The sequence below is a fragment of the Pseudoalteromonas sp. c7(2019) genome, from assembly GCF_011378625.1.
Taxonomy (GTDB): Bacteria; Pseudomonadota; Gammaproteobacteria; order Enterobacterales; family Alteromonadaceae; genus Pseudoalteromonas; species Pseudoalteromonas arctica.
Genome location: NZ_WTKS01000140.1, coordinates 1 through 315, shown reverse-complemented (window position 1 = coordinate 315; position 315 = coordinate 1). Strand labels below are relative to the sequence as shown.

General features: G+C 52.1%; 1 protein-coding gene. It reads left to right on the top strand.

The genetic code is table 11. The annotated features are described in order from the left end of the window. Positions 1 to 90: 90 nt before the first annotated feature. On the top strand, positions 91 to 315 hold a 225-nt coding region (locus tag GQR38_RS20330), incomplete at its 3' end, for a hypothetical protein (RefSeq protein ID WP_165738088.1).

The window sequence follows — 315 nt, the reverse complement described above, 5'->3', positions numbered from 1 at the left end:
GTGACGCCAGCAAACGATGCGCCGGTGATCACTATTACGAACTCAAATGACTTTGTGGAAGATGCGGCGAATGTTGTCCCTGGCGCCGTGGTGTCTACGTTTACTACGTCAGATGAAGATGGCGACGATGTGACCGTGACGCTCAGCGACACCGTCAACTACGCGCTTGATGGTGATACCGTCGTATTAACCCAAGCCGGTGTTGATCTTGTCAACAGTGGTCAAGATTTACCGGCGTATACCTTAACGCCAAACGATGGCACGGTTGATGGTTTACCGGCATCGGATGATCCAAGTGTGACGCCAGCAAACGAT